This window comes from Aeromicrobium sp. 9AM (assembly GCF_902506105.1).
Classification (GTDB): domain Bacteria; phylum Actinomycetota; class Actinomycetes; order Propionibacteriales; family Nocardioidaceae; genus Aeromicrobium.
This window is the reverse complement of the sequence record NZ_LR733304.1, coordinates 864,721-880,704: the sequence shown is the minus strand read 5'-3', so window position 1 is coordinate 880,704 and position 15,984 is coordinate 864,721. Positions and strand designations below refer to the sequence as shown.

The following is a 15,984-nucleotide window of genomic DNA, read 5'->3' as shown; positions in this document are numbered from 1 at the left end:
CGAGCTGGGGCCGGCGGTCTTCCTCCACCGCCGGCCCCTGCACCGCCTACTCCGCCAGTCGGTCGCGCAGGGTCGCGAGCCCGGGACCACGCAGGTCGTCCAGCGCGGCTGACCGACCACAGGCGACCAGGAGCAACGCAAGAGCGGGCCCCTCGACGGCGGGGCCGTCTCCGTGCGTCAGGTCTGCGTCATCCGCGGTCAACGTCAGGCCGGCGAGGGTCTTCTTCGTCCCGCCGAACGACTCCGAGGTCTTCGCCTGGAGCTTGAAGGCGTCGACCACGGCATCGGTGAGGTAGTCGCGCTTGATGCCCAGCGGCCGGCGGACGTCCTCGCCGTGCACGATCGCCTCGACGAGCCTGCTGTCGCGCGGCGCGGGGGGAGACTTGCGCAGGTCGACCACCTCACGGAGGCGCTGCAGCATCTGTGCGGACGACGCCGAGCGCTCGCGGTCGACACCGATCTGGTTCTGGCGGTCGAAGTCGAGGCGCGCCCGGACCATGTCACGTATGAAGCTCGGGACGGACGTGTTGGCCGTGTCGATGATGTGCGCCACCACGTCGCGGATCGTCCACTCGCCGCAGAGAGAAGGCGCGTCCCACTGCTCCTCACTGACGGTCTCGAGATCGTCGGCGAGTGCGATGCGCTCCTCGCGTACGTATGGCCAGACATCCTTCATGCGTGCATGTCTATCAGCGGCCGCCGACAACGCCGGCAAGACAGTCAGGCTCTCTGTTGCACCAATCCGTGGTCACAGTGGCACCGAATCTTCGTCGTCACCCCTGACGATTTGGAGAGCCGATGACCGATGAGGAAGCCGTCCGCACCGCCAAGGCGAAGCTGATGGAGCGCTACGGACTGAACGACATCTCTGCCCGCCTGATGCTGGCCCACCGCGCCGACAAGCGCCGCCGAACGCTGGCAGAGCAAGCCCGCTTGACCCTCGCCGAGCCCGTGTAGTCACTCGCGCGCCGCCGATATAGGCGATATCGGCGATTTCGGCAATCGACTCCAACAATTCTCCAATCGGCCTGACATAGCGTCCTTCTCGGTGTCGTCCCACTCCCAGGAGAAGCCATGAAGCCCACCCAACGACTCGCCGCCGTCGGCATCGCCCTCTCCCTCTCCCTCACCCTCGGTGCGTGTGGTGGCAGCAGCGACGGGCCCGATAAGGACCCGAAGCCGACGAAGTCGAGCGCCAAGCCGTCGCCCAGCGCAACGGCTTCGGCGTTGACGCTCCCGGAGTACATCAAGCAGGTCGGCGCCACCGAGAAGATCCTGACTCGCGAGGACAGCGACGGCGTCACGGTCGACCTGCCGATCCCCGACGGCTGGGAGTCGACCAAGGACTACGGGGACGCCGGTTCGTACGGCGCGATCGTCTACAAGGGCGCGGCCGACCCGGCGAACCCGCCACACGTGCTGGCACTGTTCTCCAAGCTCGAGGGCGATGTCGAGGCCGACAAGATCCTCGAGTACGCCCCGCAGGAGCTGCGGAGCCTCGACGGCTTCAAGGAGCTGTCGCCGGCCAGCCCGAGCAAGCTGGGTGGCTATGACGCCGTGCAGTACGGCGGGACGTTCGAGGCCAACGGCAAGACGCTGCTGATCGCGCAGAAGACCGTCGTGGTGCCGGCTGCGTCCGGCGGCCTCTACGTCCTGCAGCTCAACGCGTACGCACCGCAGGACGAGGTCGACATCCTGACCGCCGTCATGAACGACATCGACAGCTCGACGACCATCTCATGATGGGTGCGAGGCGGCCGGCAACCGCGATCCTCGTCGCGGCCACGCTGTTGTTGACGGCGTGTGGTGGCGGTTCGGACGACAAGGGGACGTCCGAGCCGAAGAGGACCAAGGTGAGCTCGGTCAAGATCGACGGCGATCGTTCGGCGCCGGTCAACAAGCTCGCCATCAAGGCGATCGCCGACCTGCAGGACTACTGGACGGCCGAGTTCCCGAAGCTCTACGGCAAGAAGTACAAGCCGGTCAAGGGTGGGCTCTACGCCTCGACGGAGCAGTCCACGAAGGGCCCGAAGTGCGCGAACAGCTACTCGGACGTGCAGGGCAATGCGTTCTACTGCAAGCTGGACGACTCCGTGGCGTGGGACGCCCAGGACCTGTTGCCGTCGTTGCAGAAGAAGTATGGCGACTTCGTCATCCCGGTCGTCCTGGCGCACGAGTGGGGCCACGCGATGCAGCAGCGGGCGGGGTTCTTCGACGCCAACAAGCTGACGGTGTCCTCTGAGCTGCAGGCCGACTGCTTTGCCGGCGCATGGTCGGCCCACGCCGCCAAGGCGAAGATCTTCAAGGTGAGCGCCGGCGAACTCGACACGGCTCTCGCCGGAATCCTCGACCTGCGCGACAACCCGGGCACCGACGCCACCGACGCCTCCGCGCACGGCAGCGGTTTCGACCGGGTCAGCGCGTTCCAGGACGGCTTCGACAGCGGTCCGACCAAGTGCAAGGCGTACCACGATGGTCAGCCCGTGGTGCTCGAGCTGCCGTTCAGCACCCAGGAGGACGCCGACCGTGGTGGCGATGCGCCGTACGACGAGATCGTCAACAAGGTCCCGTACGACATCGAGGACTTCTTCTCCCAGCTGTACCCGGAGATCTCCGGCGGGAAGGCCTGGAAGCCGTTGACCGACTACAAGCCGTTCGACCCGGCGAACGCACCAACCTGCAATGGCCAGTCGACCTCTGATTTCTCGTTGTTCTACTGCGTCCCCGAGGACTACATCGGCTTCGACAACGTCAACACGATGCCCCAGATCTACAGCCAGGGCGGCGACTACGCAGTCGCGACGCTCCTGACGACCCAGTGGGGACTGGCCACCCTGGCGCGACTCGGTGACAAGTCGGACGAGAAGACCGCGACGCTCAAGAGCGACTGCTTCGCCGGCGGCTACACCGCCAGCGTGATCCTGCACAATCGCGCCAAGACCAGCAGCTACAGCATCTCCCCCGGCGACCTCGATGAAGGCATCAAGGCTCTCCTGGTCTTCCGTGGCGACGGCGACGCCGAGCGTCAGGGCGCCGGCTACGGGCGAGTCGAGGCGTTCCGCCAGGGCGTCATCGACGGCGCGAGCAGCTGCCTGGATCTCAAGGCGAAGAAGTGAGTGAGTCGCGACGGTCGGCGATCATCTGGTCCCAGACCCGTTCGCCGGTCGCCTCGGCGACTCGCTCGGCGTGCGCGATGATCGAGTGTGCCGAGTCCCGGCGACCGTGATGACTCTCGATGTCGGCGAGCAGGCAGCGCAGCAGTGACGTCGCTGCGGTCGTGCCGTCGATCGTGTACTCCTCGAACGCGCGCGCGGCCTCGAGCCCGTGGTCGGTCGCGCTGCCCTGCAGCGTCTCGGCCCAGAGGCGAATGATGAGAGCCACGGCCGCCCACTGGTCGCTGCCGGCAGCCCGGAACGCCTTGTCGACCTCCGCGGCGCGTTCGGCCGTACCGTCGGTGATTCCCAGGATCGCGTCGATCTCGATCTCGGCGATGCTGTTGACCAGCACGCTGAAGCCGTCACCACGGCTCCTCGTGAGCTCGATCGCCTCTGCGAGATAGCCACGGGCGGCAGCCTCGTCGCCACGCGACGCCTCGCCCATGGCCATCCAGCACAGGGCCCGCGGATGGAAGAAGTGGAGCGGGTCCAGGACGGTCTCTGGCGCCGGGAACGTCGTCATCATGTGCCGTCCCGCAGCGACGAGTCGGTCGACCTGACCGCGAAGCACCGAGATCATGATGTCGGCGAGGTCACTCACCTCACCGACGTCGCGCGCCCCCGAGGACTCGTACTCGTCGCGTAGACCACGTGCGATGGCCTCTGCCTCGTCGATGCGACCGGTCCCGCACAGCATGAGGCAGTGCATCGCGACGGCGCTGTAGTAGCCCCGACCCTTCGTCGACTCCCCGATCTCGAATGCCCGCCGGATCGCGACGCCGGCCGCCTCGTCGGTCTGGCCGTCGAGAATCGTCCTGGCACCAGCCAGGTGGAGCCACAGCATCGCCTCACGCTCGAGCCCCGCCGGTGTGGGACTCAGACGCTCGCAGACCTGGACCGCACGCTCAGCGAGGCCCGCGACGTCGGCATAGCGCGATCGACCGAGCGCCCGCTGGACGACGGTGTTGATGATCGTCACGGCGCTCTCGGCGTCGAGCTCGGCGCCCGCGCGCCACGCATGATCGGCCAGCGCAACCGCGCGCTCGTAGGCCATCGTGGCGACTGAGAGCGCGCCGAGTCGCGCGATGGTCGCGTGCATGACCGAACGGGCGGCGATGTCCTGCCGGGCCAGCAACGCGTCGCGCACCAAGCCGTGGCTGAACCGATAGTCGCCCGGCCGATCGCCCACTTCGTCGAGCAGACCCGCCAGGTAGGCGGGAGCGAGGTCTTGGTGGACTTGGGACACCGGCACCTCGAGGACGTCGGCGAGTGCAGCGACATCGATCTCGGCGCCCATCACGGCCGCCGCGCCGAGCAACCGATGCGTCTCGCTTGCGAGCTCGCCGAGCCGGGCGTCGAGGACGCCGAGCACCGTACGAGAAACCGGAGCGTCGGGCCCGGACTCGACGATGGTCCGAGCGACCTCCTGCAGGTAGAGCGGGTTGCCGCCGGTCTCCCGCCACACCTTCTCCGCGACTTGTGGACCGAGGTCGGCGCCAATGATGGAGCCGATCAGCTCGGTGGCCGGCCCGCGGTCAAGACCGGACAGGTGAATCGATCCCGGACCGGCGGAGCGCAACGTCCGGTCGAAGCCCTCACGGTTCATGGGCCGACCGTCGCCGTAGAACGTCCAGGTGCCGATGACGCTCGCTGCGAGCGTCGGAAACTGGGCGACCAGCAGGATCAGGACGTCGTACGTCTCGGCGTCGGCGTGCTGCAGGTCGTCGAGGACCAGCAGCACGGGAGCGTGCGACGCCAGGGATCGCAGCGCAGTGACCACGCCCTCCACAAGTGCGAAGCCTGTCGCGGCGAGCCGGCCGGCGTCGGGGTCCTCGTTCCACTCCGGCACGAGGGCGTCGACGACGCCCGGCGCGTCCCTGATCACGGCTTGCCGCGCGTCCGGTCCGAGCTGCTCACCCAGCTGCCGCAGCACTTGGATCCAGGTCCACAGTGCAGGTAGCCGTACGCCCGCGGGATGAGCCGCCCACGCCACCGGGAGTCCTGCTGCTTGGGCGGACGTGAACGCGGCCTGCGCGAGGACGGTCTTGCCGATGCCGCTCTCGCCGGTGATCATCGTCAGTCCGGCGCTCGTGTCACGGAGCGAGCTCAGCTCGGTGTCGCGACCGAAGATGGGGTGAGCGCCCTCCTCGCGAGTGCTCGGAGTCTGTGCCGCTCGCAGATCGGGATCGTGGGCTTGGATCTTCGCCAGCAAGGCTCGGATGCCCTCACCTGGCCGGCTGCCGATCTCGCGATCCAGCACCTCCCGCGCGCGGTCATAGGCGAGCAGCGCGTCGGCATGGCGACCGGCACGATGCAGCGCCACCATCAGGTGCCCCCACAGCCGTTCCTGCAGTGGACTCGTCGCGACGGCAGCCTCGAGCTCGGGCAGCAGCTCGGAGTCGAGACCGAGCCGAAGGGAGGCGTCGAACCACGCCTCCTGAGCCGTGTCCTGCAGAGCCGTCAGACGGGCAGCATCGGCGTGGATGAAGTCGGCGTCGGCGAGCTCCCCATAGGGAGGGCCCACCCACCGCGAGAGAGCTGCCTGGAGTCGGTCGGCGGCCGTACGGATGTCCTGTCGGACGAGTGCCTCACGTCCCGATCTCGCAAGATCCTCGAACTCCAGGAGGTCGACCGAGTCACCGTGCAGGAGCTCGAGGCGATATCCGAGGGGACCGGAGTGAAGTCGCTGCGCGCCGTCGCGGTGCAGCACTCGACGAAGGTTGGTGACATAGGACCTCACCGAGACCGGCGCCTTCGACGGCGAGTTGTCGCCCCAGACCGCGTCCACGATCTGGCTGATCGTGACGACCGTGCCAAGTCGGGACAGCAGAACTGCGAGCACCTGGCGCTGCTTGGGACCGCCGATCTCTACGGACGTCCCGTCGATGAGGACCGTGACGCCTCCGGAGAGGCAATAGCGGACCGACCCGGGAGATGAGGTCGCGCGGTGCACGTGCCGATTCTGCCGCACCTGCTGACCTCGCGAGTCGATTCCCGAATGTCCGGGTGCTCCGAAGTGGGAGCTCAACTCGGGCATTCGGCAATATCCGCAGTCTGGCCGTGTCACGATCGTCGGATGCCCGAGACTCCGCGTACCCCAGCCGGTTGGTACCCGGACGCGCAGGGCGAGATGCGCTACTGGGACGGCCAGGCGTGGACTGCGCATACTGCGACCAATTACGCGCAGACACAGCCGCAGGCGCCCCAGCAACCGACTCAGTCCTTCGCCGCCGTCACCTCCGTCCCGGTCATCGAAGAAGTCGGAAAGCGACCCTGGGTGCGTCGGTGGCAGTTCTGGCTGGTCGTCGTGGTGGTCACCTTCCTCGGCATCGGTGCGATCGGTAACGCCGCCACGCCAGACTCCACCGGAGATGCCTCGGACAAGCAGACGGCCAAGGAGGATCCGGTACGCGCGTCGGACGAACCGACTCCGACCCCAGAACCGACACGGACCACAGAGCCAGCGATCGTGCTGCTTTTCGTCACGGACCAGAAGGACGGCGACTCCTGGGTGGCGTCCGACGGCAAGGAGTACCGCCTCGGCCTCATCAACACGCCTGAGCGGAACGAGCGGTGCGGGCCCGAGGCAACCGCGTTCACTCGCAAGTTCCTCGACGACGGGTTCGTGGTCGACGCGTACACGACGGACTCCCACGGCCGCAGCGTCGCCGAGGTGCGCGACAAGGCCGGCAAGTCGCTCAACGTGGCGCTCGCGAAGAGCGGACTCGGAGACGACCGCTACCTCGAGCAGTTCCGCCACGAGAACGTTGACCTGGGTCGTCGCCTCGATGACGCGCTCGCCTCACCTGCCAAGCCCGATTGCAAGCAGGTCGCCAAACCCGTCCCGCTCGTCAACAGGCCCAAGAAGAAGGCACCTAAGCCCGCCGAGAAGTGCATGGCCGGATATTCGCCGTGTCTCCCGATCGTCGCCGACCTCAACTGCCCAGACATCGGCCACCCCGTCACCGTGACCGGTGACGATCCCTACGGTCTGGACCGAGACGGCGACGGAACCGGCTGCGACTAGCTCAAACGGCGTCGATGATCGCGCGGCGCTGCGCGTCGTGCTCGGCCTGACTGATCAGTCCCTCGTCTAGCAGGCCCTTCAGCTCGGCCAGCCGCTTGGCCGTGGTCGCCTGCTCGGCTGGCGTTGCCGCCGGCGCAGGTGCAGGGTTGCGAAGGTTGGCGGCAAGGTAGGTCGCCTCCAGCCCGGCGTCGGTCAGGAGGGTCATCTGCGTCGCGAGTCCGGGATCCATACCCGACTCGCTCGCAAGCCGGCGAGCGGTGCTGACCTTCCAGACCACGATGCCGATCCCGATCAGTGCAACGAGGATGAACAGGAATGCGAATCCCCCGGCACCACCGCCACCGCCTGGCCAGCTCGCGACCCATTTGCCGTTCACCTCTGTGCAGGTCGGCGGCTCACCGTCATGGGTCTCCGCCTTGTCGAAGCAGTCTTGGAGCGACTGCCCCACTGCCGACGACATGGTGCTCATGACGAGCGCGGACACCGTGGCACCAACGACGCTGGCCGCCCGGCCAAGTGAGAACATGCCCGGAGCCTACCGACGGATTCGAGGCCGCGAACTGCTTTTGACCCAGACGTCACCGCACGGACTCAGGACTCCAGACGGCTGCTCTGCCGCAGGGGCTTTGCGCCCAGAATGAAGCGGGACCCGCGGTGCGCGACTTCCTTCTCGCTTGCGCTGAAAAACAGCAGGAGACCGTCGGGGGGCGGCTTCCCGCGGGGGCGGACGACTCGGCTCGCACCGGCACGCGGAGGCGGCTAGTGGCCGCCGATCCCGAGATCGTCCTTTAGCCAGGCGCGCACCGTCGCCGCGACTGTGTCCTCGGCAGACAAGTCAACCGACTTGTAGATCATCCCGACAAAGTCGGTGGGCATCCTCTCGATGGACCCGTCCTTCAGCAGTGCGCAGCGGCGGCCAGTCATGAGCATCGCGCCGACCTCGATCAGGAGGTTGTGGTTGAGACCGCGGTCGACGCGGTCCTCGAAGAGGGCGACGCCGTAGCGGCAGGCCCACATGTGCGCCGTGACGTTCGCCCACAGGTCATCGACGATCGCGCGGTCGGACGCCAGGTGGAACTCCAGCCCGGACTCAGCGCACACCTCCTTCACGACGGCCAGGGCGCGCCCGACCGGGTCAGCTGTCCCCGCCTTCGCGTCAGGGAACCGGGTCATCCCGAACACGTTCGTGTCGAAGGGGTGGTCCGCGAGGAACGCGCGAAGGGGCTGCACTACGGCGGGAGGGGCCATGTGGACGGGCACCAAGGCGTGCTCAGTGCGACCCAGCATCGGGGCGTTCTCGTGCGCGGACTCAGCGACGAGCGCCACCAGGTCGAGCCCCGTCATCTGCTCGCGGACCTTGGCCTGCCCGGTGGGCGTCACCTTGTAGGTCCCCCGCCGCGGCTGCTTCGCGAACCACTTCTTTTTCGTCAGGGACGTGAAGACGTTCGCGATCTTGCCGGGGGCGGGCAGCCCGAAGTCATGGAACAACTGCGCGACTGTCGCGGGGGAGAACGCGCCCCCCTCGGACCGGCTCGCGGCCAGTTGACCAAGGACCAGCGTCTGCAGTTGGAGGTCGAGCCGCTGCACCCGCAGCGCCACCGGGTCGTGCGCGCCGATCACGATTCCGCCGCGCCGAAGGCTTTGAGGTAGGCCTCACCTTCGGGCGTGATCCGGAGCGTCTGGTCCACCGTCGAGCGGTTCATGTACCCGGCGGACTTCGCCCGGTTGAAGTTCGCCGTGATGTTGCCGTTCGGCACTCCGGCTCCTAGGTGGTCAGTGAGCCACGCGAGGTCCTTGTTGGCGAGCCCCTTGATATCCCGAGCCTTCGCGAAGTGGAGGGCCCACAGCAACCTGTCCTTATCGGTCTTCATCTTCGAGTAGGCCGGGACACCGTCCATCCGGTTCGGGAACTCGTCAATGCCCGCAAAGACGTCGGGCTTGGTCTTAGCCTTGGCCGAAGTCTTCGTGGCTCCCCTAGATCTGCCGCCGCCGGAGTTCGACTTCGGGAATTTGAAGTCCCCGTCGAAGATGCCCTGGATCTTGTTCGTGACGTAATACTCGTCGCCGTCGCCCTGAGCAATCCAGCCTGCCTGGACTGCAGTCGTCATGTCGCGGCTGAAGTTGGCGGGCGCGGTTTCCCGTGCGCGCCGGAACTGTGCCTTGACGTCCTCCACCTTGAACGTCTCGCCGCCGTCCTGCAGGACGTACTGCCCGAGGGCGACGATTTTCTCCGGGTTCGTCTTGGCCCCCGACAGGTCGAGAGCCTCGCGGGCACTGCCGATCGTGCGCCCTGACTTCTTGGCGGTGTTGTGCCGCGGGACGTCGCCCGGTCCTTCGCCGAGGTCCGGGCTGAGCGAGGCGTTGTCCTCTTCGGCATTGAGGAAGGCGATGATCCGGGCCGCCTGGGCGACGGTGATCTGGTCCTCGTAGCCCACCTTGCCGGCGATGGTGATCGTAATAGGCTTCTCGCTCATGGTCTGAGTGTACTACATCACGACCATCAGGTCGGAATGTATGACTTCGCGACATATCGGTCGCGGAGCAGCTTCGGTGCCCCATTGTTGAGTCTGCCGGGACGTCATCGCCGATCGGAGAGGCAACGAGCCCTCGGGTTGGTGCCCGGGGGCCTCGTAGCCCGCCGTCTCTCCGTCGTGAAGGACGGTGTGGATTGTCTCGATTAGCGCTTCCACCACAGCGCGACGTCGATCCAGGTCGAGACCCGCGAAGGCGAGGCCCTCGCGATCAACCCGCGTCACATCGCCGCTTGAATGCTCACGGTCGGATGATCGTCGGTCTACCGTTGATGTGTTTGAGAGCTTCGGTTGCGTGAGCGGCCGGCGTGGCTGGGCGAGACGACAAGGCCGCTGCATTCTGTCATGGCAACTTCGACCAGCTTGTTTCCGTTCCAGCCGACCAGCATGTCCGCAGCTCAGTTGGCTGCGGTCTCATAAGTCAGCCGACTCAGGCGTTGCTGGAACTCCAAGGAGCGGCTCGCCTCGGGCATCTGCACCGAGGCCCTTATCTAATCCATGCCGATACCTCCCGATTTCGGCATGCGCAGCCCCGTCCAGTTTCGAAGCCCTTCACACACGACCGCAGAAATGTCGGCATGATTAGCGCGACGCCCGTGACCGCTACGAGCGGTCGGGCCAAAAGGATCAAGACGGCTTGCAGACGCGGCCGGAGAACCATCTACCCCGAGTGTCAATCAATCCCGCGACAGCCCCAGGAGAACCTTTGTCCAGTGAAGCCAATGCCATTGCGGATCTACTGAGTTCGCGCGGGCAGATGAGTTTTGTGGAGCCGACCACCAACACCGTCATCGGGGCCTTTGAGGCAGAGCATCAGTTCCAATTACCGACTCAGCTCAAGCAATGGCTACTGGTTTCGGACGGTGGAGACTTCTTCCTTCCAGCAGGGTTTCAATTGCGAGGGGTGGAACATCGTCCGTTGATTGAAGTCGATGATCCTGATCGACCGAATGACAGCTACGTCGTCATCGGCACACTGTCGTCCGGCGACCCAGTCTTGTGTCAGAGATCAGGTGAGCGAATTTCGATCTATAACCATGAGGCCGCAAGGATCGAAGACGACGAGTCCTTCCCCGACTTCTTCACCTTTCTGAACAGTTTGGCTGCCGTTGTTGGCGCCGGTGAAGATTGATGTCGAGTAGAACTGCAGCATCCAGTCGCGCGATCAGGGAAGCATGGGAGAACGAGAAGCGTCTAGTGCTCGAAGGCAAAGGGACTCGTGACTGGCCGGAGGAGCAGCAGAAACAGATCGTGGAAAAGGGCAAAGCCTACGACGACAAGGGCCTGGCCTTGGAAGGCCAGCACATGAAAAGTTTCTCGGCGCATCCTGAGTATCGGGATGACCCACGAAACATCCAATTCCTCTCCCGCCGAGAACACCTCGCCGCTCATGGCGGCAATTGGACGAATCAGACCAACGGCTATTACGACCCAGCGTTGAAGGTGATGTCGGACTTCGGAAACAGCCCTCCCCAGCCGTGCGTCGAGTTGATACTCACGAATCCGCTGTATGTCGATTCCCCTAACGCATCGAGCACGCAGACGTCCGGTGACGAGAAAGAAGTTACGAGTTCTCCGAACGCGACTGCGGCCTCAACGGGCAGTTTGCGACGGTGGACTCATTCACTGCAGCGCGCTGTCCAGCAGGCGTCGAAGGATCCGCGCGTGAGGGCTTTGACCGTTTCTGTCATCGCCACAGTGGCTACGGGAGCGCTCAACCGCGCCGGGTCAAATCGCACCCGCGCACCCTCGACTCAGCCATCCATGAGGGCGGCATCGGCCCCCGGCACCGATCTTCCAACTGGAGGCCGTCAGTCGCCCGGGGCGCATGGCGTCAGTGGGTACACCAAGAAGAACGGGACCAACGTTCAGCCATATCGAAGAGGCGGAACGAATGACTGATCGGACAGGGCGCGCGGGGTCCCGCCCGTTACGGTCGTGTCTGGTGACTAAAAGTCCATCATGCCAACATGCTGTTACCTGAGGGGCGTCATTCGAGACGGCCACCGGCCCGGATCCCGTGTTGATGTATCGCGGCGCCGGAAATTCAGGCACGCCGGCTATAAACTCCACCTCCGAGGCCAGACGCTCGTCGTGCTACGACCCGAAACGTCTCCGGAGTTCGGCCCATCCCTGCGCAGCAAACGATTCCCACATTGCCTCAGGCATATTCGCGTCCCAGCAATGGTATTCGTGATGCACCATTGCAATGTCAGCACAAATCGCCAATTCGTCGTCTTCCAGCTCCTCGCCGTTCCTGATCTTCGTGAAGACTGTACGAACGAATCCGCACAGGAGATCGGCGAGCTGAACAAAGGGCTCGGACTTCGAATCAACAAGATCGAATCCAGTCACGGTCGGCATGGAGAAGTAGAACGAGCCACTGCCGACTGGCATGGAATCTCGCGGTCTAGACGGACGGAGCAACCGGCGCACGAATTCGATCACATCATCGAAGCGAGTCAGATTGTCATGCAAAATGCCGAGCGCGATAGCGCGTGGCCGCAAGAAATTCTCCAAGAGTTGCATGAGCCCTGGCAGCGAGTGCCCGGTCGTGCTTCTCATAGAATTGGTCGCCCCGAACTCGCTTCTGAGATCGTCGAGTTGATCATCTGAATAGTGTCGCTGAGTCTCAGCGATCCATGGCGCGCCTCCAAGTTCAAACCAGTCGGCGATCATCTCGGCGAGATCCCTAACTCGCTCGCGAGGCGGCACGACCCCTCCGTGGTGTAGAGAGGCGAACTCATCCAAGATCTCCCGCGCGGGTAGAAGCATCTCAACGAGTTGCTTCTTCTCCTCCGAGGCCCCAGTGAAACCGTCCGTGAAGTGGTGATTGTAGGCGGGGTCGAAGAACGTCTCGACCGTCTTGGCTGCCAGGAGAAAGTCCTTGTCCATTACAAAGAAGAACGGAAGAGCTCCATGCCTGAGCATCAATTCGAAGAAGGCGCGGTAGACGGCCGAAGAGTCTCTTCGCCTTGCGACCCTGACCCATTTCAACTCCTCGGCTCGAAGGCTGAATCGCTCCTTTAGAGTGACGACTTCGTCGAGAATTTCCCGCCGCTCTCTATGCATGATTAGCCAGCCACCCTGTACGAAGACCGGCTGATCCGCATCCGCCCAGTTCGCGCCGGTGTAGCCACTCTCATCACAGTAGAAGGTTGCCTTGAGCACAGAAGCCGGTTCCTTCGCCGTCGCGCGCGCAAGAGCAGAATCGTGAAGTGCGCGCTTCGCAGGATTCCCTGAACGGCCCATGGGCGCCATAGTCCCATGCGCTGCGGCGCAGACGAAGCACTCGATGTGAGGGACTGCTGCACGATCAGGTGACGCGCTGACCTGTCCCACTCCAGCGCGATCGTCACCCGCCGGCCACTGATCCGATGCCGCTATCGCGATCGGGTGGCGCGTCGGTTATTACGACTAGAAAGCTGTCACTGCCGCGAGTAAGGGCCAGCGACGATGGGGTTCTCCGGTCGACGTGCCAAGCGTCAGCCGAGTACGGGTCACGAAGGGCGTCTGTGACTTCGTCGAGCGCTGCTTCGGCAGCGGGACTCGGGGCGATCGGGGGCAGCATGCCGGATGGGCATCCAGGGCTTCCGCAATCGAAGTCAACATCCTCGTCGCCGTGCTCGAACTCGTAGTGGAAGCACACGTAGTGCATGTGCTCAAAGATGTTGCGACCATCGTCTGCGTTGCGGACGCTCCCACCGCAGCGGCGACAAGTCAGACTTTCCTGCTGAGACATGGCTGAAGCCTAGTGTCGAGGCGTCGACGAGCTCGATAAGCCGAGCGCAGCAACGGCATCTCCACCTCCGCTAATGGCCCTTGCGTCATTCCCCCCGCAAATGTGTCATCGAGACCCGAAAGCTCGGGCATGCTGTTCGGCCGTAACCGCGGCTTGACGTCTAGGCGCGTCGATCACGGCCATCGCGTCGTCGACGTGCCTCTTCAAACTCGGAGTTGTCAGACATCCATTGCGCCAGCCCGTCCAAGGCGTCGAATCCACCAGCGACGTACTCGCGCACCATTGCCCGGTAGTGGGCGAGGTCATCGACGAGGCCGTACTCGACCCGGTGCTCTCCCGTCGATACAGTTTCGACTCGGGCGATGGAGTCCGCATAGAAGTGGAGCTGGATCCCCTCGCCCAGCGGCTCGTCCTCGAGGGTGAACACCTCGTTCCGGGAGCCGATCAGTTCAGCGACGAACTCCCAGAACGCCTCGGCAGCAGACCGATCGTCGCCCGGGCTCCATTTCCTCTCGCCATTCATGTCGTCGGTGAAGGTCAGTGTGCGCTCGCGCGACGGGGAAGCTGCTTCGGCCAATGTGTCGTCGACATCGAACGGCTGATTTCGAGCGCGATCCACCGCCTCAGAACACATCAAGAAGCTCACGGTCCTCACCGCATCATCAGCAAGCTCCGGATACGCGCCTCGCACGGCTGCATCAACCACCGCTTCCATCCGCGTCCAGTCCTGCTTGTCGGTGCCGCGCTTTCCGCGTCGGGGATCTCGGGCGATGCTCATCCCCGCGCCCGCCCGCTCCGCGGTAGCGATCACTCCCAGCACCATGGGCAACAGCGCAGGTTCGACGGCCCCAGGGTCGCGGTGCGGGATCGTCGAACCGTGAACGTACTGCCCAGTGAACTTCAGGATCGCGGCGTCGAGCGAAGAGAGCGTCACGCCGCGCCGTGCGCGATTCTGATCCGCGTGATATTTCTGTGCCCTCGGCCAGTCCGCGCTCTCCGTCGCCGCACTCGTGGATTCGACGATCCGGCCGCTCTCGAGCAGGTCGATGCTGGCGCCGTGGGCGACCAGCAGAACCCGCTCCCATCTCGTGTGCTGGAGGAACGTATCCACCTCATCGGCAGGTGCAAGAAGGATCGGGTCGAGCAGAGCGACGGCGACACCATCATCCAGCGGATCGCGGATCCCGGCCGCATCGCACAGGGGCCTCATCGCGCTCCACAGGATCACGTGCCTCCCCAGGTCCGCCCGGAGCACCGCGAGGTGCTGTTCCTCGATCGGAATGCTGAATGTCCGCGGATCATGCAGAGCATCGGCTCCCCCGGCGAACTCGAGTCGCAGGCCCTCGCGATCGCGAATCACCTTCGGAAGCCAGCTGTTCTCACGGTCGAAGACGATCACACCGCTCATGGACACCTCGCCTTCTGGTCGAGGGGTCAGACGTTGAAGCGGAACTCGACGACGTCGCCGTCGGACATCACGTAGTCCTTGCCCTCCATACGCACCTTGCCGGCGGACTTGGCGGCGGCCATCGTGCCGGCTTCGACGAGGTCGTCGAACGAGACGATCTCGGCTTTGATGAAGCCGCGCTCGAAGTCGGTGTGGATCACGCCGGCGGCCTGCGGGGCGGTGGCGCCCTTGGGGATCGTCCAGGCGCGCGACTCCTTGGGGCCGGCGGTGAGGTACGTCTGCAGGCCGAGCGTGTCGAAGCCGACGCGGGCCAGCGCGTCGAGACCGGGCTCGTCGACGCCCATGTCGGCGAGCATCTCGGCGCGCATCGCCTCGGCCTCTTCGTCGTCGCCGAGCTCGACCAGCTCGGCCTCGGACTTGGCGTCGAGGAAGATCGCCTCGGCCGGCGCGACGATCTCGCGCATACGGGACTTGAGGTCCTCGTCGTTGAGCTCTTCGGTGTCGCAGTTGAAGACGAACAGCTGGCGCTTGGCGCTGAGCAGGTGCAGGTCGCGGATCGCATCGAGGTCGAGCCCGGCCTGGAACGCGCCCTTGCCGCTCTCGAGCACGGCCTGCGCCTCCTTGGCGGCCTCGAACGCGGGCACGAGCGACTTGTCCTTGCGCGACTCCTTGTCGAGGCGCGGCAGCGCGTTCTCGAGGGTCTGCAGGTCGGCGAGGATCAGCTCGGTCGAGATCGTCTCGATGTCGTCGGACGGCGAGACCTTGCCGTCGACGTGCGTGACGTCCTCGTCGCGGAAGACGCGGGTGACCTGGCAGATCGCGTCGGACTCACGGATGTGCGAGAGGAACTTGTTGCCGAGCCCCTCCCCCTCCGAGGCGCCGCGGACGATGCCGGCGATGTCGACGAACTGGACCGTCGCGGGGAGCTGGCGCTCCGAGCTGAAGATCTCGGCGAGCTTGCCGAGCCGGTGGTCGGGCACGCCCACCACGCCGACGTTGGGCTCGATCGTCGCGAACGGGTAGTTCGCCGCGAGGACGTCGTTCTTGGTTAATGCGTTGAAGAGGGTCGACTTGCCCGCGTTGGGGAGTCCGACGATGCCGATGCTGAGAGCCACGAGGAT

14 protein-coding genes are annotated in these 15,984 nt (G+C 65.1%); 6 read left to right on the top strand and 8 right to left on the bottom strand.

Going from position 1 to position 15,984, the window contains the following annotated elements:
* Positions 1 to 46: 46 nt before the first annotated feature.
* Positions 47 to 676, bottom strand: coding sequence for a maleylpyruvate isomerase family mycothiol-dependent enzyme (locus tag BOSE46_RS10440; RefSeq protein ID WP_159540181.1), 630 nt, complete (start codon positions 674 to 676; stop codon positions 47 to 49).
* A gap of 122 nt (positions 677 to 798) precedes the next feature.
* Between BOSE46_RS10440 and BOSE46_RS10435 the strand changes: the two genes are divergently transcribed.
* From BOSE46_RS10435 to BOSE46_RS10425, 3 genes are all read left to right on the top strand, one after another.
* Positions 799 to 957: a hypothetical protein gene (locus BOSE46_RS10435; protein ID WP_159540180.1), complete on the top strand. Its 159-nt coding sequence runs from the start codon at positions 799 to 801 to the stop codon at positions 955 to 957.
* 117 nt (positions 958 to 1,074) lie between these two features.
* Positions 1,075 to 1,743, top strand: a complete 669-nt coding sequence (locus tag BOSE46_RS10430; protein WP_159540179.1) for an LpqN/LpqT family lipoprotein — start codon at positions 1,075 to 1,077, stop codon at positions 1,741 to 1,743.
* Positions 1,740 to 3,116: a neutral zinc metallopeptidase gene (locus BOSE46_RS10425; protein ID WP_236551719.1), complete on the top strand. Its 1,377-nt coding sequence runs from the start codon at positions 1,740 to 1,742 to the stop codon at positions 3,114 to 3,116. The genes BOSE46_RS10430 and BOSE46_RS10425 overlap by 4 nt, the downstream gene beginning before the upstream one ends.
* Here BOSE46_RS10425 and BOSE46_RS10420 read toward each other — a convergent pair.
* A complete protein-coding gene (locus tag BOSE46_RS10420) occupies positions 3,100 to 6,108 on the bottom strand; it encodes a BTAD domain-containing putative transcriptional regulator (protein ID WP_201299602.1) in 3,009 nt (1,002 codons plus the stop codon). The genes BOSE46_RS10425 and BOSE46_RS10420 overlap by 17 nt on opposite strands.
* A gap of 123 nt (positions 6,109 to 6,231) precedes the next feature.
* Here BOSE46_RS10420 and BOSE46_RS10415 point away from each other — a divergent pair, with 123 nt between their 5' ends.
* Positions 6,232 to 7,182: a DUF2510 domain-containing protein gene (locus BOSE46_RS10415; RefSeq protein ID WP_159540176.1), complete on the top strand. Its 951-nt coding sequence runs from the start codon at positions 6,232 to 6,234 to the stop codon at positions 7,180 to 7,182.
* A 1-nt stretch (position 7,183) separates the two neighbouring features.
* Here BOSE46_RS10415 and BOSE46_RS10410 read toward each other — a convergent pair whose 3' ends face one another.
* From BOSE46_RS10410 to BOSE46_RS10400, 3 genes are all read right to left on the bottom strand, one after another.
* Positions 7,184 to 7,708, bottom strand: a complete 525-nt coding sequence (locus BOSE46_RS10410; RefSeq protein WP_159540175.1) for a hypothetical protein — start codon at positions 7,706 to 7,708, stop codon at positions 7,184 to 7,186.
* 233 nt (positions 7,709 to 7,941) lie between these two features.
* A complete protein-coding gene (locus tag BOSE46_RS10405; RefSeq protein ID WP_159540174.1) occupies positions 7,942 to 8,802 on the bottom strand; it encodes a hypothetical protein in 861 nt (286 codons plus the stop codon).
* Positions 8,799 to 9,656, bottom strand: a complete 858-nt coding sequence (locus BOSE46_RS10400) for a hypothetical protein (RefSeq protein ID WP_159540173.1) — start codon at positions 9,654 to 9,656, stop codon at positions 8,799 to 8,801. Before BOSE46_RS10400 ends, BOSE46_RS10405 begins: the two co-directional genes overlap by 4 nt.
* A gap of 763 nt (positions 9,657 to 10,419) precedes the next feature.
* Between BOSE46_RS10400 and BOSE46_RS10395 the strand changes: the two genes are divergently transcribed.
* Positions 10,420 to 10,845 carry an SMI1/KNR4 family protein gene (locus BOSE46_RS10395; RefSeq protein ID WP_201299601.1) on the top strand — a complete coding sequence of 142 codons (426 nt, stop codon included), beginning with the start codon at positions 10,420 to 10,422 and terminating at the stop codon, positions 10,843 to 10,845.
* Positions 10,845 to 11,615 (top strand): hypothetical protein, encoded by a 771-nt coding sequence (locus tag BOSE46_RS10390; protein WP_159540172.1) that lies wholly within the window; start codon positions 10,845 to 10,847, stop codon positions 11,613 to 11,615. Before BOSE46_RS10395 ends, BOSE46_RS10390 begins: the two co-directional genes overlap by 1 nt.
* A 195-nt stretch (positions 11,616 to 11,810) precedes the next feature.
* On the opposite strand, the gene BOSE46_RS10385 is transcribed toward BOSE46_RS10390, so the two are convergent.
* The 3 genes from BOSE46_RS10385 to ychF all read right to left on the bottom strand — a co-directional run bounded on the left by BOSE46_RS10385 (position 11,811) and on the right by ychF (position 15,978).
* Positions 11,811 to 12,965: a DUF3800 domain-containing protein gene (locus tag BOSE46_RS10385; RefSeq protein WP_159540171.1), complete on the bottom strand. Its 1,155-nt coding sequence runs from the start codon at positions 12,963 to 12,965 to the stop codon at positions 11,811 to 11,813.
* Positions 12,966 to 13,615: 650 nt separating this feature from the next.
* A complete protein-coding gene (locus BOSE46_RS10380) occupies positions 13,616 to 14,863 on the bottom strand; it encodes a DUF6357 family protein (RefSeq protein WP_159540170.1) in 1,248 nt (415 codons plus the stop codon).
* Between the two features lie 26 nt (positions 14,864 to 14,889).
* Positions 14,890 to 15,978 carry a redox-regulated ATPase YchF gene (ychF, locus tag BOSE46_RS10375; RefSeq protein WP_201299600.1) on the bottom strand — a complete coding sequence of 363 codons (1,089 nt, stop codon included), beginning with the start codon at positions 15,976 to 15,978 and terminating at the stop codon, positions 14,890 to 14,892.
* Positions 15,979 to 15,984 lie beyond the last annotated feature (6 nt).